General features: G+C 41.9%; 25 protein-coding genes. 19 read left to right on the forward strand and 6 right to left on the reverse strand.

Features of this window, described 5'->3' with window-relative positions; all coding sequences use genetic code 11:
- Positions 1-31: 31 nt before the first annotated feature.
- The 7 genes from KP803_RS12820 (at position 32) to KP803_RS12850 (ending at position 3,622) form a co-directional block, all read left to right on the forward strand.
- Positions 32-187, forward strand: a complete 156-nt coding sequence (locus tag KP803_RS12820) for a hypothetical protein (protein WP_248009228.1) — start codon at positions 32-34, stop codon at positions 185-187.
- A gap of 274 nt (positions 188-461) precedes the next feature.
- Positions 462-782: a heavy metal-binding domain-containing protein gene (locus tag KP803_RS12825; protein ID WP_248009229.1), complete on the forward strand. Its 321-nt coding sequence runs from the start codon at positions 462-464 to the stop codon at positions 780-782.
- 165 nt (positions 783-947) lie between these two features.
- The gene (locus tag KP803_RS12830; protein ID WP_248009230.1) at positions 948-1,409 is read left to right on the forward strand and encodes a DUF2846 domain-containing protein; all 462 of its coding nucleotides are present in this window, start codon (positions 948-950) and stop codon (positions 1,407-1,409) included.
- A gap of 147 nt (positions 1,410-1,556) precedes the next feature.
- Positions 1,557-1,982 carry a GFA family protein gene (locus KP803_RS12835; protein WP_248009231.1) on the forward strand — a complete coding sequence of 142 codons (426 nt, stop codon included), beginning with the start codon at positions 1,557-1,559 and terminating at the stop codon, positions 1,980-1,982.
- A gap of 41 nt (positions 1,983-2,023) precedes the next feature.
- Complete coding sequence (locus KP803_RS12840; RefSeq protein WP_248009232.1) at positions 2,024-2,566, forward strand: DinB family protein; 543 nt, start codon at positions 2,024-2,026, stop codon at positions 2,564-2,566.
- A gap of 80 nt (positions 2,567-2,646) precedes the next feature.
- On the forward strand, positions 2,647-2,949 hold the full coding sequence (locus KP803_RS12845) for a putative signal transducing protein (RefSeq protein WP_248009233.1): 303 nt from the start codon (positions 2,647-2,649) through the stop codon (positions 2,947-2,949).
- A 58-nt stretch (positions 2,950-3,007) separates the two neighbouring features.
- The gene (locus KP803_RS12850; RefSeq protein ID WP_248009234.1) at positions 3,008-3,622 is read left to right on the forward strand and encodes a DsbA family protein; all 615 of its coding nucleotides are present in this window, start codon (positions 3,008-3,010) and stop codon (positions 3,620-3,622) included.
- Positions 3,623-3,706: 84 nt separating this feature from the next.
- On the opposite strand, the gene KP803_RS12855 is transcribed toward KP803_RS12850, so the two are convergent.
- Positions 3,707-4,582, reverse strand: coding sequence for an NAD(P)-dependent oxidoreductase (locus tag KP803_RS12855; protein WP_248009235.1), 876 nt, complete (start codon positions 4,580-4,582; stop codon positions 3,707-3,709).
- An 11-nt stretch (positions 4,583-4,593) separates the two neighbouring features.
- Positions 4,594-5,496, reverse strand: coding sequence for a LysR family transcriptional regulator (locus KP803_RS12860; protein WP_248009236.1), 903 nt, complete (start codon positions 5,494-5,496; stop codon positions 4,594-4,596).
- 96 nt (positions 5,497-5,592) lie between these two features.
- Here KP803_RS12860 and KP803_RS12865 point away from each other — a divergent pair, with 96 nt between their 5' ends.
- Positions 5,593-5,916 carry a DUF2798 domain-containing protein gene (locus KP803_RS12865; protein ID WP_248009237.1) on the forward strand — a complete coding sequence of 108 codons (324 nt, stop codon included), beginning with the start codon at positions 5,593-5,595 and terminating at the stop codon, positions 5,914-5,916.
- A 93-nt stretch (positions 5,917-6,009) separates the two neighbouring features.
- On the opposite strand, the gene KP803_RS12870 is transcribed toward KP803_RS12865, so the two are convergent.
- The 3 genes from KP803_RS12870 to KP803_RS12880 all read right to left on the reverse strand — a co-directional run bounded on the left by KP803_RS12870 (position 6,010) and on the right by KP803_RS12880 (position 7,394).
- A complete protein-coding gene (locus tag KP803_RS12870) occupies positions 6,010-6,726 on the reverse strand; it encodes a YebC/PmpR family DNA-binding transcriptional regulator (protein WP_248009238.1) in 717 nt (238 codons plus the stop codon).
- A gap of 96 nt (positions 6,727-6,822) precedes the next feature.
- Entirely contained in the window at positions 6,823-7,032 is a 210-nt protein-coding gene (locus tag KP803_RS12875) for a DUF3283 family protein (protein WP_248009239.1), read from the reverse strand.
- 161 nt (positions 7,033-7,193) lie between these two features.
- Complete coding sequence (locus tag KP803_RS12880; protein ID WP_248009240.1) at positions 7,194-7,394, reverse strand: PA3496 family putative envelope integrity protein; 201 nt, start codon at positions 7,392-7,394, stop codon at positions 7,194-7,196.
- Between the two features lie 385 nt (positions 7,395-7,779).
- Between KP803_RS12880 and KP803_RS12885 the strand changes: the two genes are divergently transcribed.
- Genes KP803_RS12885 through KP803_RS12895 form a run of 3 tightly spaced genes read left to right on the forward strand, consistent with a single transcriptional unit; the run spans position 7,780 to position 10,099 of the window.
- Complete coding sequence (locus KP803_RS12885; protein ID WP_248009241.1) at positions 7,780-8,691, forward strand: ABC transporter ATP-binding protein; 912 nt, start codon at positions 7,780-7,782, stop codon at positions 8,689-8,691.
- Positions 8,688-9,620 (forward strand): ABC transporter ATP-binding protein, encoded by a 933-nt coding sequence (locus KP803_RS12890; RefSeq protein WP_248009242.1) that lies wholly within the window; start codon positions 8,688-8,690, stop codon positions 9,618-9,620. The genes KP803_RS12885 and KP803_RS12890 overlap by 4 nt, the downstream gene beginning before the upstream one ends.
- Entirely contained in the window at positions 9,617-10,099 is a 483-nt protein-coding gene (locus KP803_RS12895; RefSeq protein WP_248009243.1) for a transcriptional regulator, read from the forward strand. The genes KP803_RS12890 and KP803_RS12895 overlap by 4 nt, the downstream gene beginning before the upstream one ends.
- A 374-nt stretch (positions 10,100-10,473) precedes the next feature.
- Here KP803_RS12895 and KP803_RS12900 read toward each other — a convergent pair whose 3' ends face one another.
- On the reverse strand, positions 10,474-12,444 hold the full coding sequence (locus KP803_RS12900; RefSeq protein WP_248009244.1) for a replication initiator protein RctB domain-containing protein: 1,971 nt from the start codon (positions 12,442-12,444) through the stop codon (positions 10,474-10,476).
- 1,285 nt (positions 12,445-13,729) lie between these two features.
- Between KP803_RS12900 and KP803_RS12905 the strand changes: the two genes are divergently transcribed.
- The 8 genes from KP803_RS12905 to KP803_RS12940 all read left to right on the forward strand — a co-directional run bounded on the left by KP803_RS12905 (position 13,730) and on the right by KP803_RS12940 (position 22,318).
- On the forward strand, positions 13,730-14,947 hold the full coding sequence (locus tag KP803_RS12905) for a ParA family protein (protein WP_248009245.1): 1,218 nt from the start codon (positions 13,730-13,732) through the stop codon (positions 14,945-14,947).
- A 6-nt stretch (positions 14,948-14,953) separates the two neighbouring features.
- Positions 14,954-15,925 carry a ParB/RepB/Spo0J family partition protein gene (locus KP803_RS12910; protein ID WP_248009246.1) on the forward strand — a complete coding sequence of 324 codons (972 nt, stop codon included), beginning with the start codon at positions 14,954-14,956 and terminating at the stop codon, positions 15,923-15,925.
- A gap of 88 nt (positions 15,926-16,013) precedes the next feature.
- On the forward strand, positions 16,014-18,113 hold the full coding sequence (locus tag KP803_RS12915; RefSeq protein ID WP_248009247.1) for a tRNA(Met) cytidine acetyltransferase TmcA: 2,100 nt from the start codon (positions 16,014-16,016) through the stop codon (positions 18,111-18,113).
- Positions 18,114-18,461: 348 nt separating this feature from the next.
- Positions 18,462-18,743 (forward strand): STAS domain-containing protein, encoded by a 282-nt coding sequence (locus KP803_RS12920; protein WP_248009248.1) that lies wholly within the window; start codon positions 18,462-18,464, stop codon positions 18,741-18,743.
- A 1-nt stretch (position 18,744) separates the two neighbouring features.
- On the forward strand, positions 18,745-19,104 hold the full coding sequence (locus KP803_RS12925) for a response regulator (protein WP_248009249.1): 360 nt from the start codon (positions 18,745-18,747) through the stop codon (positions 19,102-19,104).
- A 45-nt stretch (positions 19,105-19,149) separates the two neighbouring features.
- Positions 19,150-21,312, forward strand: a complete 2,163-nt coding sequence (locus tag KP803_RS12930; RefSeq protein WP_248009250.1) for a chemotaxis protein CheA — start codon at positions 19,150-19,152, stop codon at positions 21,310-21,312.
- A gap of 71 nt (positions 21,313-21,383) precedes the next feature.
- Positions 21,384-21,851: a chemotaxis protein CheW gene (locus tag KP803_RS12935; RefSeq protein ID WP_248009336.1), complete on the forward strand. Its 468-nt coding sequence runs from the start codon at positions 21,384-21,386 to the stop codon at positions 21,849-21,851.
- Between the two features lie 2 nt (positions 21,852-21,853).
- Positions 21,854-22,318: a chemotaxis protein CheW gene (locus tag KP803_RS12940; protein ID WP_248009251.1), complete on the forward strand. Its 465-nt coding sequence runs from the start codon at positions 21,854-21,856 to the stop codon at positions 22,316-22,318.
- Positions 22,319-22,323 lie beyond the last annotated feature (5 nt).

Below are 22,323 nucleotides of genomic sequence, written 5' to 3' on the forward strand. Positions count from 1 at the left end.
TATCGGTGTTATCAAGAACCGGAGAAACAGAATGAGACCCAATGCAGATGTCCATACCCCTTTTGATGCCCCTTTGACGCGACATTATATCGAGCGTCTTAAAGTCAGTAACAACTGGCTAGAAAAGGCGATGATCATGGCCTTAATTGAATTGTGTCAATACCAGCATGATGTAAAAAGTAACTGATCCATTACCCACCCGATTGTGGCATAGAGCAGAGCTCGCTCCTACCCCCAATAACTCTGCTCTATGCTACCTCTCTGTAAAGCCCCTCTTCTATTACAACTATTCAGAGCGGAAGCTTTACTAAAATAAACAGCCATAATAGAAGTGCCTTGCCCCTTCAAGGCGCTTAACCATCAAAAAACACAATACTCAAACTTCCTCACAGTCAGATCGCCACGACTAAGCTAACCTTGCTAATCACACATTAAAATCACCACAGAAAAAGGAAAGCTATATGATTGTAACAACCACTCAATCCGTAGAAGGAAAACGCATTGTCGCCTATAAAGGTGTCATTGCCGGAGAGGCCATTTTAGGCGCCAACTTATTCAAAGATATGTTTGCCGGAATACGTGATATGGTTGGTGGACGATCAGGAACCTACGAGCGGGAATTGGAAAAAGCGCGATTAATCGCCTTCCAAGAGCTTGAAACCAAAGCTCAAGAGCTCGGTGCAAATGCCGTTGTTGGTGTCGATATTGATTATGAAGTCCTTGGGCAAGCAAATGGTATGTTAATGGTGTCAGCTAGTGGTACGGCGGTTGTCGTCGATTAATATTTTTTAATTAACCATCCACTTAGTAGTACATGAAAGTCTATATTTCACCTTCATTATGTATCGATTAAAATGAAGGTGATCGCAAATTACCTTTTAATAAATATACTTATAAAATCAAGTACCTATATCATTAATCTTTAATTGACAAATCAAGAGAATGATATGAAAAACTTATCTTTGTTACTAGCCGCACTAGCGCTAACCTTATCTGGGTGTGCCACAGTACCTACATCTTCAGAAGAGGAAACCACTGCAGCAAAAAGTTTTATAGCACCATCTGAAAATTCTTCAGGTATCTATGTTTATCGAAATGACTCCTCCGTTGGTGCTGCACTGAAAAAGGACGTGTTTATTAACGGGGAATGCATTGGTCAAACAGCTCCTGGTGTTTTCTTTTATCAAGAAGTTGAAGGTAACAAAGAACACAGCATCAGTACCGAGTCTGAATTTTCCCCCAATGATGTAACACTATACACTGAAAAAGGACGACTTTATTTTGTACAACAATTTATAAAGCTAGGTGTTTTTGTTGGTGGTGCAGGCGTAGAAGTTGTTGATGAGACGGTAGGTAAAGAAGAGGTATCCAAATACAAGTTAGCCGTAAAAGGAACGTGTGCCTCTTAATTAATTTCACATTTTTAGCCTAAAGCCCAATAATTAAATCCGATCTTTACTAAAAACCTTATCGTATTGATCGGCTTTTATTGTTATTCCCATATGATACAGTGAATAAAAATCAACCACCACAATACTCATTAAAGGGAATTAATAGTGACATATCCAATCTCAGGAAGCTGTCAATGCGGGCAGCTGACTTATCAAATCAAACAAGCACCGTTAGTCGTCATGGCTTGCCACTGTAAAGAGTGCCAAAAGCTATCAACTAGCCCTTTTAGCGTCACCGCTGTATTTCCAACCGATGCTGTTGAGTTTCAAGGCGAGCTAAAAGAGTGGACACGCCCTGCAGATAGCGGCAATCAAAACAGTGCGAAATTTTGTCCCGAGTGTGGCAACCGAGTCTATCATTTCAACCCTGCCGATCTTTCAAGCATCAAACTTAAGCTCAAACCCACAGAACTGGAAGATGACGCGTTATTTGAACCGACAGCTCATGTGTGGGTCAGTGAAAAACAGAGCTGGTATCAACTCCCAGAAGGCGTAACAACCTTTGATAAACAGCCTGAAATCAAAAAATAACAACACGTACTGCTTATATACCGCACAAGGAAAGAGGGAAAATGGATTTAGCCTCAAACTTTAGAATGCTGGCAAGATACAACCAGCGAATGAACGCACAGCTTTTGGATGTTTGCCAACAGCTGACCAGCGAACAGTTGCATCAAGATACTCACGCATTCTTCCCTTCGGTTATGAATCATTGGAACCATATCCTATTTGGTGACTTGATCATGCTTCAGCGCTTAAGCGCCAATAAAATCGTCACTATTGATGAAAGCCTTCAGAAAAGTTTACCGGTCGCCACTGGTATCCACGATACGTTTACCAATAACCTTGATGAATTATTGCCGCTGCGAGCCAAAGTGGATCAGATCTATATTGAGATGACACAAGGCTTTAATGCCACAACGTGTACCAAAATCGTTCGCTACACAACAACCGAAGGAAACACCATCGAAAAGAACGTTGGCGAGTTTTGTCAGCACATTTTCAATCATCAAACTCACCATCGTGGTCAATTGACTGCCCTGCTAAGCCAGTTTGGCTTAGCGTTTGGTTGTACTGACTTACCGATGATTGTGCCAGAAGGCTCGAAAGCATAACGCGTTTAAAAAGTGAAATTTTATCGGGAAAATCGGGTCATATCTAATTGAAGAGAAATTCCATGACCCTAAGGAATGCGATGAAACGAATTTACAGTTGTGAGAATCATTTTCTCATCATTAATGCCAAGAACATTATTGATGGTTTAGGCATTGAAACCTTCGTCAAAAATGAGTTTGCGACAGGCGCCATTGGAGAGATATCGGCTTTTGATTGTTGGCCTGAATTGTGGGTCGTTAACGATTGTGATTATGATAAGGCTGCAAATGCCATTGAATTAATGACCCAACCAAAATCATCAACAACATGGACATGCGAAAACTGCTCAGAAATCAATGAACCGTCATTTGAGCTTTGTTGGAATTGCCTACACGAACACTAAAAGCCATTCTTTATATTTACAGTGTAAAGTCTGATAACACACCGGATACGAGACCACAATGCCAACAACTAGCAAACCGAAACTCTATTATGTCTATGACCCTATGTGTTCTTGGTGTTGGGGCTACAAACCAACATGGCAGAACATTGAAACTCAAGTCAGAGATCATGTCGATATCATTTACGTACTGGGCGGCTTAGCACCAGACAGTGATGTCCCTATGCCTGAAGAGATGCAGCAACAGATCGCGTCCTATTGGAAGAAGATTGAAAACTATTTAGGTACACAGTTTAACTACGAATTTTGGAGCAAGAATACGCCTCGCCGATCAACCTACCCTGCTTGTCGTGCACTACTTGCCGCGCGGGAACAAGGTAAAGAGCTAGACATGCTGACCGCCATTCAACATGCTTACTATCTTAATGCACAAAACCCAAGCGATAACGACGTTTTAGAAGAGTTGGCGCATGAGATAGGGCTTAATCAAGAAGCGTTTAATCAGGCGTTAATATCGGAAAAAAAACAGCAAGCGTTGTTAAGTGAACTTCGTTTTGCTCGCTCTATTGGGGGCAATAGCTTCCCATCACTGTTTGTTGAGAAAGAGGGCAAAACCATTGAACTGCCGATTGATTATCAAAACGCAGAGCAGACAATCCAACAGATTCTCAAATAAAACGAAAAGAAGTGGAAGGGTTAAAAAATAAGTCAGCCACTTCAATGGCTGACTTATTGGAATTGAATGAAAACGTTCAGTCGATTACTTTTCAGCCTGAGCCTTGATTGCACGCATCAATACTGAAGTATCCATTCGATTATCCCCAGCTTCGCTCAACGCTTTGTAGTGCTCATTGGTTGCTTCTGTTAACGGCAAAGAAACACCTTGGCGCTTCGCTTCATCAAGACAGAAACCTAAATCTTTGATCATCCAATCGATAGCAAAGCCAAAATCAAACTTATCTTGCGCCATGGTCACAGCGCGGTTTTCCATCTGCCATGAACCTGCGGCACCATTTTTCAAACAATCAACCAAGGTTTGGATATCAAGACCCGATTTTTCCGCAAGAACAAGACCTTCAGAAAGCCCGGTCAAAATACCGGTAATACAGATCTGATTGACCATTTTTGCGCGTTGGCCTTGGCCTACCTTGCCCATTAACACAGACGATTTGCCATACGCTTCAAAGACGGGTTGTAAAGAATCAAAGATAGCCTGTTCACCACCACACATTATGGTTAATACACCATTTTCTGCGCCCGCTTGACCACCTGAGACAGGTGCATCCATAAACTTAATATCTACCTCTTTTGATGCCTTTTCAAGCTCTTCAGAGAGCAAAGCGGACGTTGTCGTATGATCAACCAAAATTGCACCAGGCTTCATAAAGGCTATAGCACCCGTTTCGCTGGTGGTCATGCTACGAACATCATCATCATTACCGACACAAACGAGCACAACATCAGCGCCTGCAACACACTCTTCCACCGTTTCAGCCGCATTACCTTGATACTTTTCAGCCCAAGCTAACGCTTTTGTATGAGTGCGATTAAAAACAGACACATCGAAACCGGCATTTTTCAGGTGCCCAGCCATTGGGAAGCCCATCACGCCTAGCCCTATAAAACTCACTTTCATTATCTTCTCCTTTATTCGACGGGAACTGATTTTTGCGCCAATTGAACCCCTTCAATCAATGCTTCGATCAGTAACGTCAATGCCTTTGGCTGATATTTTCTCTCTTTGTACACTAAATATGCTTGTCGGTCACTACGATGATACTCAGGCAGCAGTTGAATAAGATTCATGTTGGGTGAAATGTGTCGAAAAGGTAAAGACGCGACGCCAATTCCCTGCTCTGTCGCTTGCACGACAGCATGAATATCATTCACCGTCAGTTTGGGTTTAATCGTGATCATCTGAATCAATTCATCCCCTTTGTACACGGGTAATTGCAGTTGATGATCAACAGTAATCCATTCGTGCTGATCTAAATCAGCAGGCGTTGAAATTGCAGGGTGGCTTTCAAGGTACTCAGGGCTAGCAAAGAATCCATGTTTGGCTTTAAACAAAGGCCTCGCTACCATCTCATCCATAGAAGAGAGCTCAAACGTCATTAACAGATCACGATCAGTTTGCGGTACTGCCTGCTCTTGGCTTAAAACTAAATCCAGTTGAACTTTAGGGTACTGGGTCAAAAAGGTTTCAATGATGGCTCGAACAAAGCCTGAATAGAAGTTATGTGGAATAGCGAGTTTAATGCGGCCTTGTATCGCTTCTCTGTCGGTTAGCATACCGGTGAATGCCGATTGAATTGACTCCATGCCGCTGCTTAACGCTTTGAATGCTTCTTCTCCCGCCTCTGTGGGCACCAGCTCCCTTCCCTGCTTTTCTAACAAGCGTACATTCAGCCGAGCCTCTAACGCGGTTAATCGGCGCGACATCGTCGATACGGGCAGCTTCAACTTTTTAGATGCGGAAAGTAACGAGCCTTCTTCCACAACAGCGCAAAATAGGAACAGATCATCTACGTTTCCAAATATGGAATCCATACTTCTATATCCTCTTGTTTATTTCATATATGGATAGTTATAAACTTTTTCTATCAAAGTTCAACGACAAACTTCGCGAGATAACGAGAGAAAATTATGAATAAAACACAGGTTAGGCTAAATACGGTTTTATCTTGCTTAGTGATGGCGTCCATTATGTCGGGAGTAATTTCAGGCTTTAAAATGGGATTTAGTACTGATTGGCCACCCGTTTGGCTACAAAGTTTCACGCTCTCTTTCCCAATAGCACTGGTTCTGGGCTTTACGGTTCTTCCTCTGGTCAAAAAATTCTCTATTTGGGTAGGGAAACCAAGAACAAAGACGCCACTAGAATTGAAAGACGTCAACACCGCGCCTTTAAATACACTGTCTGTTGGCGCGCCGACCATCTGCTGCGCGATACAATCAACGGAAGAATGATCAAGGATGTAGTTTTTGTATTTAGAACAAAAACTGTCAATATAAAAAAACCGAGCCAATGGCTCGGTTTTTAAAATCTACGATTAACGAGATTTACAGTTCAGCGTTGTGGTAAACCTGCTGAACATCATCACAGTCATCAAGCATGTCTAAGAACTTTTGGAATTTCTCAGCATCTTCTTCAGCAACTGGCGTGTGCGTTTGAGGAACAAAAGTGATTTCTTCAACGTCTAACGTAAGGTCTGGGAATGCAGAGTTTAGAGCCGTCTTCGTTTTGAAGAATTCAGTATGCGGTGCAAATACCGTCACTACGCCGTCTTCTACTTCAACGTCTGTTACATCCACATCATCCATCATTAGCGTTTCTAGAATGATTTCATCATCATCGCCTTTGAACTGGAATACAGCTTGATGAGCGAACATGTGTGAAACCGTGCCTTCAACACCAATTTTCGCGCCTGTTTTCACAAAGCATTGACGTACATCTTGGAAAGTACGATTGCCGTTATCTGTTAAACAGTCAACAATCACACTAGTGCCACCAGGGCCAAAACCTTCGTAACGCGCTGGTGCGTAGTCTTCACCGCCACCACCGTTAGCTTTATCAATCGCTTTATCGATAACGTGAGCCGGTACTTGATCTTTCTTCGCTTTAGCAATCAGGTGCTTAAGAGGTAGATTCATATCTGGATCAGAACTTCCGTTCTTCGCACACATGTAAATCTCTTTACCGTATTTAGAATAAACTTTAATTTTTGCGCCTGCAGTTTTCGCCATTGAGGCTTTGCGCACTTCAAAACTTCTTCCCATCGGGATCTTCTCTCTAATTCAATTTAATGCGAAGGATTTTAGCAAAAAGCCAAACCTTTTCAATTTTTAGCTCAGTAAAGACGAGATAAGGTGATGTTACATCACACCCATTACTCTTTTGTACTTTGCTACTGACTGTTCAAACCACTCTCTCTCTTGCTCATCAGCTATCTTATTTTTCTGTTCAATAATTTCGCTCGGAATAGCTTTTGCCTCTCTGAGTTTCCAAACGAGAAACGAGGCTTGTTTATCAAGTTCGATCTTGTTCTTTTCGTCAGCAGGTAGCTTTGAAAGATTAATTGTCATGGCGGTTTGTATTAGTCTGTACGTGGGCAGGAAATATAACACAGGGAAAAGGATGAGTGGGGCTTTTGTCCCGATTCAGATCAATTTATCTTACAAAATAATAAGGGTGACATAAAAGCCACCCTTGCTGTGAATTGCAATTTAGCTAGTAGAAAACACGGTTAGTGCAAAATGCCTAACTCTCGCGCCTCTTCAATGGTTAACCCACTCTCTCGAATCTCTCGTAATGCTTCAATGCGACGGCGAGCTTCGGCAGATTTAACTTTTCTAACCGGCTGTTGTGTATTGACCTCTTCGTCCTCGAGATCCCACTTATTTGCAATGTTGGTCATATCATCATGGTCGATAGAATTGATGGACATATTACCTCCGAAAAAACCATGTTTGGACACGTAATCTGTAGCAAACGGAATTCAGCTTGTTAAGAATTTTAGACCCAGAATGTGATAAAGATAATGAATCTGAAATCTAATTAATATTTCGCTCATTTAACCTTTGCACCCTTATCATTGTAGTCGTACTTTTAAGGAATTACCCTTTTCAAACCTGACTTGATCTGGCTCCCACTTTTCCCTTCCTTCACTCCTGACTTTCCAGTTAGAAAAACGCAATCCAACCGAAATCAAGCGTGATAGGCTTTGTATTTCTTCGAGCCACTTCACTATTTTACGCCCTTTGAGCACTTCCTTACGCCTTAAATGTTAATGATAATAGTTATCATTACTTAAATTAACATATGGACTTATTATGGATAATGCTCTGCTAAATGACGCGTTTCACCCAGATCCAATCGTGAGTGTTCGTGAGCTTTGTGTGGATTACATCACGGATAACGGTGACTTCAACGCCGTCAAATCCGTCAGTTTCGATATCGGGAAAGGGGAAATATTTGGGCTCGCGGGTGAATCAGGATGCGGTAAAAGTACCATCGCATTTGCACTAAATCGCTTACACAAGCCGCCCGCTTTCATCTCTGGTGGTTCGATTATGTTTAAAGGGCTAAACCTATTAAAATTGCCTGACAACGAACTCAATGCACTTCGCTGGAGTGAGATCGCCATGGTATTCCAAAGTGCCATGAACTCACTCAACCCGGTATTAACCATCAAAGAACAATTTTGCGACGTTCTACGCCACCATGAAGGCATGAGCGATGAGCAAGCCCAAGATAGAGCAGAAAAGCTGCTTGATTTGGTGAATATTCCACGTGAACGATTAAGTGAATACCCTCACCAATTTAGTGGTGGCATGCGACAACGCCTTGTCATTGCCATCGCATTATCACTCAGCCCCAAACTCATCATCATGGATGAACCGACAACCGCGCTTGATGTGGTTGTCCAACGAGAAATATTGCAGCAAATCTACCAGCTTCGCGAAGAGTTTGGTTTCTCAATCCTATTTATCACCCACGATTTGGCTTTGATGAGTCAGCTGTGCCACCGCATTGCGATCATGCGAAATGGTGAAATTGTTGAGGTGAACACCTCTAATGCTATCCGTAATGACCCTCAACACGCTTACACCAAGAAGTTATGGGCATCTTTCCCCAACATACATGAAGGCTCTTCTAAAGCTTCTCTAACAGCCTCCGAGGAAGTCTCGTCACATCTAGCAGCATCAGCGACACCACATCTACAACAAGGATCATCACTATGAGCAGCCCAATTCTACAAGTGAACAATGTGATTAAAGACTTTACCGTTGGTGGTGGGTTTGGCAAACCAGAGAACTTTCGTGCGCTGCAAGGCATCAGTTTTGATATACACGCGGGCAAAACGCTTGCGCTCGTGGGTGAATCAGGTTGTGGAAAGAGTACCTGTGCTCGCTTAATGACAAAGGTTTACCCTGCAACAGAAGGGGAAATTCTCTTCAATGGGCGTAACATTAATGAGATCACTTCACGCAAAGAGATTTTAGAGTATCGCGGTAAAGTACAAATGGTTTTTCAAGACCCGTTTGGTTCATTAAACCCAACACACACCATCGAGCATCATTTAACGCGACCACTTAAAATTCATAAACAGATTAAGCATGCCAGTGAGTTGCCTAAACGCCTTGCGGAACTGCTGAATATGGTTGAGCTTGCACCCGATACGTTAAAGAAGTTCCCACATGAGTTAAGTGGTGGACAGCGACAACGCGTGAATCTTGCTCGGGCCCTTGCCGTTGGCGCACAGGTCATTTTGGCTGACGAGCCCACGTCCATGCTGGATGTATCCATCCGTCTTGGAGTACTTAATCTTATGCAGAGAATGAAAAAAGACCTGGGCATCGGATTTCTATACATCACTCACGATCTTGCCACAGCGCACTACATCGCTGAAGAAACCGCGGTCATGTACAAAGGGCAGATCGTTGAATGGGGCGATACTCAATCGATCCTCAGCAACCCTCAACACCCTTACACCAAGCTTTTGATCTCAGCAGTACCTGATCCTGATCTGCCATTTGGTAAATTAGTTCAAAGTGAACCAAACTACTCTAATGATGCCGATCTAATCCGCCAACGTTGCAGTACGATTCAGACTGAAACAGAGCAAGTTGGTCACAACCACTTTGTAAAACAATGGGACAGTGCAGCATGAATGAACTCGATAGTTGGGTAATACAAATGGAGTCTTGGTACCAAAGCCGGAAGCATGATCAAGTAGAATTACTTGAGCCATTGATCATTGCGGCACCAAATCAAGTGTGGGGCCCAACTATCACTGATATGCAAAGTAAAGCCATCGCTTGTTGGTTAGACGCTTGTTTGCGGGTGTTTGAAAAAAATCGTTTTGATGCGTCAGATAAAGCCTTTCAATACCTGCAACTAGCCTACAGTAAGCTTCAAAAGGTAGCGTGTAACCCAATGTCAGAATTTGAACTTAAAGATTGGTCGATGAAGCGAATACAACACTTAGTCGTATTATTACTGGAGTTTTGTAATCAGCACAGCCAAGACAAGTGGTTGCAGCAATCACAGGAGCTGATCGAAGCTCACATTCACTTTATGGCCGCGAACGATCATGACAACTTGCGGAACGATGATCATGGAGACCAACGTGTTCAGGTTTTCCATTGATCATACCAGCGGTCAATAACCTTTGATCACCACTATTTTACTTTAATGACTGAAAGCATGATCATGGAATTACCTTGATCATGCTTTCGTATTCTAATTAAGATCATTGAATTTTAAGCAAAAAAAATGCGAGTCCTTAAGAACTCGCAAAACAATTCAGAATGAATGTAACAATATGAGCCAATCTATTAATTCAATTAGAAGGGACAAAAGGTTGTCTATTCGAGATAAATAATAGTCGTCGGAATAGACACCAATGTCAGTGCATTGTCAGCCCAGTGTCTTAATATTGTCTAAATTACCGCCCACTATCGTAAAGCGTTTCGAACAATGACTAAGCGTAACAGAATGCAAGTCACCGATGTCGATTAGTGCTATACCGCAACCTCATCTAACGCTCGAAATACCGTTTCATCTAAGTGCCCTTCAAAGACCTGCTTACACACTTTACGTCTCACCGCGAGGCCAGAAATAAGTCTTTCAATTGAAAGGTGTTTGTTCTCACGTTGTTGATTGTACAGCTCGACAAGCTTACTTAACGTTTCATAAGGCAGTGGCGTATCACCGACGCGAAGCCAGTCAAGCTTATCTAGAAGCTCTGTACACTCTTCTTCAATTGAAGAGTGGGAATGCCCAGTCATAGCAGCTAAAGCCGTTATACTGCGTTCTAGAGCCTCACCAGAGGTATATTTAGAGAGCGTTATCGTGATTTCATCTGCGTTGATCTCAACGAGGTGTTTTCTCAGCTTCACTCGACGCCCTAAACGGCCTCGTGGCGAAGGGGCTTTGCGCTGAATCGGTTCAAACTCCCCATCGATGATCTCTGATAGCTCTTCCAGTTTTTGCTTAGATACCATCTCATTTCTGAGTGGGTTCGGTAGGGTTGGCGCCATATTCCGCTTACCAGCATTGGTCGTTCTAGCTCGTGAGTAGCGTAAGACTTCTTCGGCATCACATTTAATATCAACCTCATAATCGGTGATCTTTCCTTTCTCGATCATTGATGTGATCGTCAGGTGATAACCCCAGAGGTTCACGACAAAAAGATCATCATCCCCTTTTCCTTCAGACAGCTTTTTCAACTCCCTGATCAGATCCATAGAAAATCGTCGCCAATCAATATTACGAGCAAGCTTTTGATTTAGCTCTGTTAACAGCATGACATCCGTGTGTCGTCTAGACATGCGAGTACGGAAATAGGAGTAGAGCTGGAAGACGAGCGTGTGCTGTTTTAGAATTTCAGGCGGAAATAGGAAGAAATAATCACGGGTCATCAGCTCTTCGTAGAACGATGGCTCCCAGACCAGAATGTATAAATTAGGCTTAATGCGTATTTCGCCGTCAGCGTTCTCTGTAGGGGCTTCTTCAGATGCAGTGATAGTACGGGCCAAAAATCGAAAACGATCGCTCTTAAAGCCTTCTGGCATGTTCTCACTAAGCCATCTGCCCGTAAGCTCATGCAATTGGAAATCGGTAAACTCAATTCTATCGATGCTGTCACGGATGGAGTCACGTGCAGGGCCACTGTCTTTCTTACCGCGTAGTGAGAGTATGTCGGTTATGTAGAGCGGCGTTTTATTCGGCGCTTGCTCAGCTTCCAATTGATAATCTTCACGATGATGATCATGATATTGGACTGTCAGTGTGAATAGCGCGAACAGAGTCATGAGATCATCGACGGTCATAATATTTTTAGATGATCTTGTTTCAATAACAGCTCGAGTTCCTGAGATGGAAACCATTGATTTTTGGTAGTTTTTTCGGGTTCTGGGTGGTGCTAAAGCTTGATCAATGATCCCTGCCCAATTCGTCGGTGAAACGATAAATTGATCTGCTTCATCTTTCATTGAAGGGGGAATGTTTAATCCATGCTCATTAAGTAATCGTTTGTTTACCTGAGTTTGCGCTAATGCTTTAGAACGTTTTTGTTTTTCATTTTGCTTAACTGACTCAGTGACTAAGCTGGTGGAACCTAAAACAGAGATCAATAAATTAGGATTCACAAATTGGTGAAGCATGGTTTTACCAGCAAGGCCTTCTTCAAAGCGAACTGGGATTTGTTTAAATAATCCAATATTAACGGCGGCGCGAAGTCTTTGCTGTATCGCCGCTCGAGTTATCTGGCCATCTGTCGCTTCAATCAGCTCTGTTGTTGAAACAAAACCATCTTTACTGCGGAACCCTTGCAATGAAATTAGGTTCAGAAGTTCTACAATGCTTTTCGTTACACCTTTAAAATGTTGGTATTGTTCTACCCAGCTTACCGCTGTTTCTGAAACTTCAAAAAGGTGTCCGCCCTTGTGGTTGCGAGGCGCCTTAATCAGTAGTTTTTCTTCTGAACTCATTATTAGATCCGGATCACATTGACCGTAATATTGCTATAGTTCCAAAAGAATAAAGAAAAAAAGATCATAAATAAAGAAAAATTTACTGCTTTTAAATAACTGATCTCTTTGATTAATATGATCTATATTGATTATATGATCTAATGATCCGGGGAGAGTTTTGCTTTTAACTTGCTGTATTAAAAGGAAATAAAAAAAACAGCGCTGAAAGCATGATCATAACAATAGCGAAACGATGATCATACAAACTATGAAAGCATGATCAATCTATCGCTAAAGCATGATCAATACAATTAAGGACAGATGATCAACGTAACCTAGAAAGCATGATCATCAAGTTTCAACATCTTATCCACAAGCAGAATGGCAATCGTCACTGAATCTTTTCTTTAATAACTCAAACCAGAATAAAAAGAGCGGTAATTACCTAGGAAGCATGATCAAGAAAGACCATTTTGGTTCTATATTTGGTGATTATTTGTACTTGGCTTAGTTCAACGACACATTACTCGCAAACCTACCCTTCTACAGTACGCTACAGCTTAATTCGAAAGCATGATCATGAGAAATTAGAAATAATAAATTGTTCGGTGTTAATCATGCGTATTTTCTAAATACAGGCCACAATTGGGCTTTAGCCGTTACTCCATCTACATTCCTCCGTAAAATAGCCACATATTTACATGCTTCCGAGAAGCTAACCTACTTGATCATCGTTCCGTTTATTGATCGTTCTTTTCGATCAAAGCTTTCCCTTATGAAGACATCAATTTATCTTGATCATCTTTCCGTAAAGGACTTTTTGAGTCGGAAGAATGATCACGGCTAACATCTTGATCATTCTTCCGGAACGCTCCTTTGTCAGATTGTTAGCTGTTCGATTAAGTGCAACCCGCTTAGAGCGCGATTGCTGACATGTAATTCAGAATATCCGACTCACTCGCATAATTGAAATGACACTGACCGTAATTCAAGCAATGTTTATAATCGTTCCGAGAAAAAATTACGTTGAATAAAATTACGTTAGTGAAGATAAGTAACAAAATATTAATTTTACATTGTAAATTGGTGACGTGGTAACACTTTAAAAGTTAGGAAGTTTACCTATCAAGTTATACATAAAAAACGCCTCTTTTTTAAACAAAAATGGATAATATCAATAATTACATCAATAGTGTTCTTATTAATGTGATTGTTATGTTTAAGTGAATGTTCACCTTTTACTTGAGTTTTCCATGCAATGCTGTACACTCGGTAATTAGATAACTGATAACGGAATTTAGCAATGAAAAGAGAACAAACCATAGAAAATCTCTACCAGCTCGCTGAACAAACTCAGCAAGTACAAGCTGACCGTATTGAGATAGTGTTAGAAGAAAGAAGTGAAGAACATTTTCCGGCAATGTCGAAGGCCTTAATGGAAACTCGCTCTGGTTTAACACGAAGAAAGCTTGATGAAGCGATAAACAAATTAGAATCTGCAGGGCACCAGTTCACCAAAAATAACGCTAATCATTACTCGATTTCATTGCAAGAAGCTCACATGTTGATGGATGCAGCAGGCGTTGCTAAATTCCATCAACGTAAAAAAAATGGTGAGAACAAGCCGTGGATCATCAATGTTCAGAACCAAAAGGGTGGTACTGGAAAATCAATGACTGCGGTTCACTTGGCTGCATGTCTAGCGCTGAACCTGGATAAAAGATACCGAATTTGCCTTATTGATTTGGATCCTCAAGGCTCTTTACGTCTATTCTTAAATCCACAAATTAGCATTTCTGAGCATGAAAACATCTATTCAGCGGTTGATATTATGCTGGATAATGTTCCGGATGATGTTGAAGTTGATAAAGAGTTTCTGCACAAAAATGTCATGATGCCAACGCAATATCCGAACCTAAAAACGGTATCAGCGTTTCCTGAAGACGCTATGTTCAACGCCGAAGCATGGCAGCATCTATCGAAAAACCAATCGCTCGATATCGTTAAGTTACTCAAAGAGAAGCTAATTGATAAGATTGCTGATGATTTCGATATCATCATGATTGATACTGGCCCACACGTTGATCCATTGGTTTGGAATGCAATGTATGCATCGAATGCTTTATTAATACCATGTGCGGCGAAACGTCTTGACTGGGCTTCAACGGTGAACTTCTTCCAACACTTACCAACTGTATACGAGATGTTCCCTGATGATTGGAAAGGGCTTGAATTTGTTCGACTGATGCCAACTATGTTTGAAGACGATAACAAAAAACAAGTATCAGTATTAACTGAGATGAACTACTTGCTTGGTGATCAAGTGACCATGGCAACAATACCAAGAAGTCGTGCATTCGAAACATGTGCAGATACATACAGCACTGTATTTGATCTAACAGTAGGGGACTTTGAAGGTGGTAAGAAAACCTTAGCGACAGCTCAGGATGCGGTTCAAAAAGGCGCATTGGAGTTAGAGCGTGTTCTACACAGTAATTGGTCTTCACTAAATCAGGGGTAATAAAAAATGGCTATTAAGACGTCTGACTTAAATGCGAAATTATTTGGCAAAGCAAATAAACGCAGAGCAACAACACCGCAAGAAGCACAAACTGCAGCGAAGGAGCAGGCTCAAGTGATTGAGTTAGCGGTGGCGGGTGAAGAGCTTGTTTCATTTGAATTGGTTCGTATACCGGCAGATGAAGTCGAGAAACGAACAACGGTATTTGCAGACAACGCGCGTGAGCAATCATTCTTAAATGAGCATGCTTTATCTGACGTACTAACAACGTTAAAAGAGCGCGGACAGCAGTATCCTGCGGTTGGTCGTGAAGGTAAAGATGGCAAAATTGAAGTCTTAGATGGTAGCCGCCGTCGTATGTCTTGTATCTTAGCGGGCAAAGAGTTCCTGATTTACGTTGCTCAAGACATCAATTCGCAACACGCTAAATTTCTTTCTGATGTAGCAAATGCTCATAAGCCACTGTCTCTTTACGAGAAAGGTAAAGAGATGCAAGCCAAGCTAGAAAGTGGTGAAGCAGAAGACCAAAAAGCGCTAGCTCGCATGTTCCAGTGCAGCGAGGCGCTAGTTAGTGGAGCATTAAAAGCAGCAACATTACCACTTGTATTACTTCAAGCGTATCCAAATGTAGGGGACCTAGGTCGCCCAACCATTGTTAAGCTGCATAAGCAATATTACGAACTATCAAAGGATCATCAGTCTGAACTTTTAAAAAAGTGTCAATCGAGTGATGGTTATGTTTGGCAGCGCAGTAACGTACAGGGTGTGGCGAGATTAACGAAAGAGGTTTCTGAAACCATTGAAAACTGGATTGTTGAGCTTTCACCTCCTAAGAAAGTCGTGAATAACAAGATTGACCTTATCAAAGGTCGCGCAACCTACAGTCGTAAAGGCGCTAATCTCGCATTGAATCTGAAAAAAGTGGATGATGACACCATGAATGAGATTCTCTCTTTTATTGAGAAAAAGCTGGGGTAGCCCACATTATTAAACAAAGCCGCGAATCGCGGCTTTTTTTATACGCTGTGATAATATGACGACATCACTTTCAGCCTAAACTCTTTCTATGTCCGCGACTACGACTTTTCTTTCTCAACTATTTACTATTGCAAGGTTTAACCATGCTCGATTCGGTGTTGTTCTGAGAGGGAGTGAAGGGTGGCAAAAACAGGCGATCGAGGAACTTGTTGAAGCACATAATAGCAAAACCATATTCCAACTTGGAGGGATAGCAAACTTCGACGTTAAACATCTTCCGTTTAAAAAAGGTAAGCAATGGCTCGGTCAAGAGTGCCAGGTTTTGATATGCGATTTCAGCGATGGTTTTGATGCGAACAGCTTTAGTGCAGCAATTGGCACTCTAGTTGGCGGTGGCATTTTGATTATTCAAACTAAGGAAGTGAGTCAAGATGAAAAAAATGAAGCCCTAGAGTTGGATGAACTATGGTTAGAGCAGAGTTTGAACCGTCTGATAAATATCGGCCAAGGCGAATCACTTCCTTCATTACCGCCAAAAGACAATCAGCAACAAGCGTCGTGTTTTAGTGAGCAGGTACAAGTCATTGATAAGGTTGTTCGTGTCGTAGAAGGGCATCGGAAGCGTCCATTGGTAGTAACTGCCGATCGTGGCCGTGGTAAGACATCAGCATTAGGTCTAGCATGTGCGGAATTAATGAAAAAGCGTGCGATCAACATAATTATTACGGCTCCTACCATCGCGACAGTTTCCCCTCTTTTCAAACACGCCACAGAATCGTTATCTACCGCACTTGAGACAAACAGTTCGCTTACGTTTAAAGGCACTAATCATACCTCTACACTTCGTTATGTTGCTCCTGATGAATTAATTAGGAGCAATATAGAGTGTGACTTTCTCATGGTCGATGAGTCAGCCGCCATTCCTGTCCCTATGCTAAAAGAACTTGTGGAGCACTATCACCGATTGGTATTTTCCAGCACGATTCATGGCTATGAAGGTTCAGGAAGAGGGTTTAGTCTTAAGTTTCTTCCTTGGTTAAAAGAACAAAGACCGAGTAGTCGCTCCGTGCACATCTACAAACCTATTCGATGGACGGAAAACGATCCACTAGAAGCGTGGCACAATCAATCATTCTTATTGGATGCAGAATTGGCTGAGGTGAAGAGCATTGAACATTTTAATAGTGATTCACTGACGCTAGAGAAACTTGATAAATCTGCATTAGTTGCGGATTTAGAGCTGTTTACGCAATGTTTTTCCCTTCTGGTGAGTGCTCATTATCAGACTTCGCCAAATGATCTCTTTCACCTCTTACACGACATTAATACGAGTATATATGTGACTCGTTGGAAAGGTGATTGCGTCGGTTGCTTACTCACCGTTGAAGAAGGAGGGCTGAGTGAGGAACTTACCTCTCTTGCTCAGCAAGGAAAGCGAAGACCTAGTGGTCAACTAGTTTCTGTCACCATTGCTAATCACCTAGGTATTTCGGAAGCCGCTAAAGAGTCAGGGCTCAGAATCATGCGAATAGCGGTTCACCCTAATCTGCAAGGATCCAACGTAGGCTCGGTTATGTTGGACCAACTACAGATATTGAACTCGAAATATTATCTATCGACCAGTTTTGGTGCGACTAGTGATCTACTTCGTTTTTGGCGAAAAAATCAGTTTGTTGCTATTAAGCTAGGCAGTCAGAGAGATAAGGCGAGTGGGTGTTACTCTGTCATTATGATTAATGAGAAAACGGCTAATTGGCTTGAAAGGGCAAAAAAATTGTTCTTTGATAACTTACATTATCGAATGACCGATCCCCAGTTAGAGGTAGAGATTGATGTACTTAGAATTCTCCTTGAAGGAACGAAAGCTGATGTCGAATCTTTATCTGACCAAGATAGCGTCTTGCTGCAGCAGTACCAAATAGGTGGCGCGAGTTTTGATAGTGTTGCATTTATCATTCGTCGCTTGGTTCTTTGTTCGTTGATGAATGACCGGCAAGAAAACGATAATGCTGAAGGTTTTCGAAAGTCACCTGTTTCCGAGTTATTGATTGCAAAAGTGCTTCAACAAAAGAGCTGGGCTGAGTGTTCATGCCTAATTGACTCAACAGGACGCAAGCAAACCGAATCTCGTTTGATGAAAGATATGGAAGAATTGCAGGCCAATTTACAGTGTAAAGAGGCCACTTAATGTGTTGATTTTATAATTTACACTGTAAACCTTAATACGTACTTTAGGTACTAGCGTATTTACAATGTAAATCAAAAAAATAACGCCTGATAATATGAACTTAAGAGCGATATTCTACAAATTAATCCTAGTTTGTAGGATATTTTTATGGGAGCTTTTTAGGTTTTAAGTTACTAATATACTTGATGAAATAAGCTTCTACTAACACTGCCTTCCTATCACTAATCCCTACTAAGAGTGTTTCTTTGTTTGCGTATTAGCTAATCCTTCCTAAACTCAAAAATAACGTCACTACGTAATGAAACAACACCAGTTAGCACTAATAACAATAGATTACAGGAAAATCACATGGACTGTTTGTTGGGCGAATCGCTAGAAATCTCCACAGTAATGGATGCAAAAGTCCAATATGAGGAATGGCTTAAACAATCATCTTTACGTATTGATGCGTCACAAGTCTCGCGAGTTGATACTGCGGGGATTCAATTGTTGGTGTCACTGATGATCAGTGCAAGGCAAATGAATGTGGTGGTTGAACTCAGTGAAATGTCACCTGTATTGACAGAGGCACTACAGACACTTGGTTTGACGAAAGTTTTCGATAACGAAGGAATGGTTGAAGGTGAGTAATATGACAAAAATTTTAGCTGTGGATGATTCTATTTCTATTCGTCAAATGGTGAGCCACACCTTAAAAGACGCAGGATACGAAGTAGAAACCGCTAATGATGGCAGTGACGCTCTGAAAAAGGCTCAGCAAACAAAATTTGATGTCGTCATATCCGATGTCAACATGCCAATTATGGGGGGCTTTGAGTTAGTAAGAGCGATCAGAGGTAAACCCCAGTATAAATTCATTCCTATCTTGATGTTAACGACAGAGACGAGTACCGAGAAAAAACAAGAGGGTAAATCTGCCGGAGCTACTGGTTGGCTAGTTAAGCCATTTAACCCAGAAACCTTACTCAAAACTTTGAAACGTGTCATCTAGCGAAAGTTAAATAAAAATAATAGCGTCAACTCGCAGGGATTAGGTATGGCTTTAGATATGGACCAACTTCGAAAGATGTTTTACGAGGAATGTCGTGAAAATCTCGAAGTATTAGAAAACGAACTACTTAATATTGATGTCTCAAGCCTTGAAAAAGAGACCATTAATACTATCTTCCGTGCTGCTCACTCAATCAAGGGTGGCGCAGCAACGTTTAACCTGTTTGATATTAGTGAATTTACGCACGCCATTGAAGCCTATCTTGACCTTGTTAGAAATGATGAGAAAGAGCTGACCAAGAAAAGTATCGATGTTTTACTGAAAGGTGGTGATGTCATTCGGAACATGCTGGAAGGGCATGAAAGTGATGAAGTCGTTGATGAAGAGCTCAAATCCTCCGTTAACACGCTGATTGAAAATCTCCTCGATGATGACCAAGAAGGCGCTCCTGCGCCAGCAACCGTTAAATATTCAGAATCCACCCAGAGTGAGCAACCTCAAGTTTCAGAGGAAGAAAATAATCGAACCCCACTTACTTGGTCTATTCACTTTAAACCAAATAAAGAGATGTTCTTTAGCGGGAATGATCCGCTTCGAATTATTAGAGAACTCATGGAATCAAACGAGCAGGGAAGTGTTAATGCTTGTTTAGATAGCCTACCAGAGCTCGCTGAAATTGAAGAAGAACTGTCTTACTTAGATTGGAACATAACGGTTGATGGTAATGTTCCACTCAGCGACATTGAAGAAGTGTTTGAGTGGGTAGAGGATGAATGTGACCTCACTATTGAACCTAATTACGGGAGCGATGATGCCACATATAACAGTCCACAGCCGTCCGACGAGGTTGATGACACTCCTTCAACAGCAACATCTGAGGCTCTAGATGATTCAGTAGTAGCCAGTAAGTCCGTATCGAATAATTCCGTCAACGAAAAAGACAAAACCTCAGCAGAAAATAAAACGTCAGCTGCAAACAAAGCGAGTAAGACCGATTCAAGTGTAAGCTCAATTAGAGTAGATATCGACAAAGTCGACGGGCTAATCAACTTAGTGGGCGAGCTTGTCATCACTCAATCTATGCTAAACGAAATAGGTAACGATTTTTCTATCGATAAACTCGGGAAATTGAAAGAAGGGCTAGATCAGCTTCTGCAAAATAGTAGGGACCTACAAGAAAACGTTCTTAATATTCGTATGTTACCTATGAGCTTTGCTTTTAGTCGTTTCCCTAGATTAGTTCGAGACTTATGTGGAAGATTGGAAAAACAGGTGGATTTGCAAATCACGGGTGAAAATACCGAACTCGATAAAACCGTCTTGGAACGCATCGTAGATCCACTGGTTCACCTTGTCAGAAATGGAATTGACCACGGCATTGAAGTGCCAGAAGTACGCCGAGAAAAAGGCAAACCAGAAGAGGGAATCATCTCTTTAAATGCTTACCATCAAGGCGGTGCGATCGTCATTGAAATTAAAGATGATGGCGCAGGTATCGATTGCGATGTTCTCTGGAAAAAAGCGATCGAGAAAGGCGTGTTAGCCCCAGACTCACGTCGAGAAGAAATGACAGACAAACAAGTCCTTAATCTGATTTTTGCTCCAGGCTTCTCTACCGCTGATGAAGTGTCTGATATTTCAGGACGTGGCGTTGGTATGGATGTTGTTAAACGAAACATTGAAGAATTGGGTGGTCACATTGAAGTCGACTCAACCCTCGGTACAGGCAGCCACTTCGTTATCAACTTACCCCTTACTCTTGCCATTCTTGACGGCCAATTAGTTAAAGTTGGCAACGAAGTCTACATCATTCCGCTACTGACCATTATTGAATCTATCCAAATTGATCATGACTGTATTAAGCATGCATCAGGTGGTGTCGAACTCTATCGATTACGTGAAGAGAATATTCCAATATTACGCCTGCAAGATGAGCTAGAAATGGGAGAGAGCGGCCAGCTAAACGATAGGATTTTGTGTTTTGTTGAAGCTGCTGGGAGTCGTGTTGGTCTTGTTTTAGATGAGCTGCTCGACCAGCAACAAGTTGTCATTAAGAGCCTTGAGTCGAACTACAGTAAGGTGCCTGGGATTTCAGGGGCGACCATTTTAGGTGATGGTTCTGTTTCCCTGATACTCGATATCCAAGGGCTAATCACCAGTTATCTCACCAAAACGGGTAATAGCAGCAATAAAGGCATCGCAGCCTAGGGGGCTATATGGATACAAGTCTGAGCGTGGAATCATCGGAAAGTAATGGGGGCCCTCTTCATGGTCAGGGCATGCGATATGAAGAAAATAACGAAAGTGCAGACTTTCTTAGTTTTAGGCTATCCAGTGAACTGTATGGGGTGGCGATTAATGATGTTGAAGAAATTCGGGTTTGGGAGTCTCCAACGCCTATTCCACGTGCGCCCTATTTTGTGAAGGGGGTGATTAACCTTCGCGGAATGATAGTACCGGTCATTGATTTGAGAGCAAGGTTTGTGCTGGGTGATTGTCAGTACCTACCAACAACGGTGGTGCTGGTCTTGCGCAGTACTGCTGGAGAAAGCGATCGATTGATGGGGTTAGTGGTCGATGCTGTAAGTGATGTGGTAAGCCAGGGAGAAAGCGAGCTTTATCCTGCCCAAGGTGACTCTGTGGTGACGTCATACATGCATGGTGTCCTAAATGTTGGTGATGAAGTGATGTCTCTTCTGGATACAGAAGCATTACTGAATATTGGCGAAATATTAAAGGCAGAATAACCATGGCGAAACAAGAGTTCCTTAGTTTTGTATTAGCTAATGAAGAATATGGTGTTCCAATACTCGATGTTAGAGAAGTAAGGGGATGGAACCCAGTACGTGAAGTGCCTAATTCTCCAGATTACCTTCACGGGTTGCTGGATATTCGAGGCGAGTATGTACCTATTGTTGATCTTCGAATGCGTTTTAATTTATCGCCAGCTGAAATATGCGCCACCACCGTTGTGATAGTTCTTAATGATGCGAATAACCATCCTCTCGGGGTGATTGTTGATGCCGTGTCCGAAGTGTATGACCTATCTGAAGATCAAATCAAACCAGCACCACATGTATCAGTAACGGTTGATCAAACATATATAAAAGGGATTGCTTCAGTCGATAGCGGTCACCTAATACTTATCAAATTAGAGGCTCTGTTTGATATAGAAGAGCTAAATAATACGTCAGTTGAAGAAGAGACAGCTTAAGGGGT

Origin of the sequence: Vibrio amylolyticus, from assembly GCF_023145695.1 — a bacterium.
Classification (GTDB): Bacteria; Pseudomonadota; Gammaproteobacteria; order Enterobacterales; family Vibrionaceae; genus Vibrio; species Vibrio amylolyticus.